The organism is Candidatus Obscuribacterales bacterium (assembly GCA_036703605.1).
Taxonomy (GTDB): Bacteria; Cyanobacteriota; Cyanobacteriia; order RECH01; family RECH01; genus RECH01.
On the sequence record DATNRH010000732.1, the window covers coordinates 1 to 2,007 of the forward strand.

Here is a 2,007-nt window from a genome sequence, read left to right on the forward strand (position 1 = left end):
GCCTGATCCATCGACTGCAGCTCCATTTCCTAGACTAGATAAGTCACCTGCACCTAACTCCAAGAACGCTTCCAGATCCGCCGCTGGCACCCTTGTATTATTTAGACCATTTGCCCCATTGAGATCTCTGGTCGTAATCACAACTTGAGCAGGCACCGTATTGGCATTGGCGGCATCATAATTAGAAAATTCTACCCGCCCCACACCAACGATTTCCCAATCTGGAAGAACGCTGTAGGTTAAATCCGGTTGGGTGATAGTAATTGTGCCACCCTCAATACTCCCCGTGGCTTCGACTAAGAGTGCAGCGCCAGTATAGTCTCCAAATTGCACATCTCCATCGGCACTGATAATTGGATCATAAAGACTGACAAAGGAGGCCGGTTGTCCTGACAAGTCCACAATAGAGAATGCCCCACCCGATACAAAATGCGCATCAGTGGAAATCACCCCATCGCTAATCAGTTGGAACAAACCGCCGCTTTGCAAGGGAAAGGCTGGATGATTGAGCGCTAGAATATCCACCGAGCGATCGCCCTGGAGTGTCAGATCTCCACCTGCTTGGATCACCAAAGGCGTGGTCACACTGTCTCGGAGGGTGAGCGTATCCGTTGCCTGCAGAGATACATCACCGTCGGCGATAAGCTCACTTTCCACCAAGGAGATAGTTCTAGCAGACGACAGGAGCGCGTCTTGCCCAGCCAACTGCTGAACAACTAGATCACCCTCAGCGATCGCTATCCCTGATCCGTTCAGGTAGACGGTACCATCCTCCGCCACCGTCACCCCTTGGGCATGGCCGATGTCCGCACTGGTCAAGAGTTGGGGCAAAGAGGCGATCGCAATCTCCGGCGCTTCCATGATCTCCCCCTCCCCCATAGGCTGAATCTCCAGACTCAACACCTGCCCTGGCTGGCTCATGCGGACAATATTGCCTCCCGGCACCGTGGCTAGGGTGATCGTGCCTCCCGGTGCAATCAGTTGCCCTGTGCTGACCACCGTGCCACCCAACAGGTTCAAGTTTTCTCCTGGCAACACCTGTAGGGTACCAGCATTGACGATCGCGCCCGACGACTCTGGCCCAAACCTAAACGCTGTTGGATCACCGACCAAGTCTTGATAGACTGGCGTTTCCCCGATCATCCACCAACCTTCGGCAAAGTCAACACGGTCGGCCGTGATAGCCGTAAAGCTAGCCGGTACATTCAAGCTAGCCGTCTCGCCAAACACAATCCCCGCCGGGTTCATCAGATATACATTTGATGCACCACCACTCACCTGGAGAATGCCTTGGATGATCGAGGGACTACCACCGACAACCCGACCTAGAATATTGTCAATCTCAGGTTGAGATAAAAAATTCGCAATCTGCGCCTCATCTAAGCCAAATTGCTCAAAGCTATGAAATAGGTTGCGACCATCCTGCGATCGCTGCCCACCGTCGATATCAAATTGACCGTCAACTTGGCGTACTTCTGTACCCGTGCCGTCATTGGCTGGCATGATGGATTGGGCTATGCTTCTAGGAGCGATCGCCATGCCAGACCACAGAGCCAACAGCAGCGATCCGCCATACCCATACAAACAATTGTTCATAGTGATCTCAGTTCAGGACATAACAGAATCATGGGGTTGGCTATGGCAAAACTGTCTCCCGATCAGCGTAACTACTACTACCTAATAGAGGCTGAACGTAACGGTATCCATAAACCCATTCTGGCGGCGCTCTACAGTGCCCACGGTGCGCCCCAGCTTGACAGCGGCGAAACGGGGCTAGGCGTCTATCCCATTCATCGCATTCCCGCCGCCGATCTCGCCACCTTTGCCGGACAGGTTCAGTATGCCGCCAACACGGTGCGCAGTATCACCGATCGCCTCACGGCCCAGGGCTGGCGGGGCACCGATCTATGGAATGCCGATCGCGGCCGCTATGCCGATCGATTCATTCAAGCGATCGCTGAAGGCTATTCGCCGCCGTCCAACGACACCGAAGCGGCTTTGCTCGAA

Annotated in this window: 2 protein-coding genes; one reads left to right on the forward strand and one right to left on the reverse strand. The window is 54.1% G+C overall.

The genetic code is table 11. The annotated features are described in order from the left end of the window. On the reverse strand, positions 1-1,596 hold a 1,596-nt coding region (locus V6D20_15280; protein ID HEY9817142.1), incomplete at its 3' end, for a filamentous hemagglutinin N-terminal domain-containing protein. A 42-nt stretch (positions 1,597-1,638) separates the two neighbouring features. Here V6D20_15280 and V6D20_15285 point away from each other — a divergent pair. After that, positions 1,639-2,007, forward strand: a 369-nt coding sequence (locus V6D20_15285) for a hypothetical protein (GenBank protein ID HEY9817143.1), incomplete at its 3' end; no start/stop codon positions are given.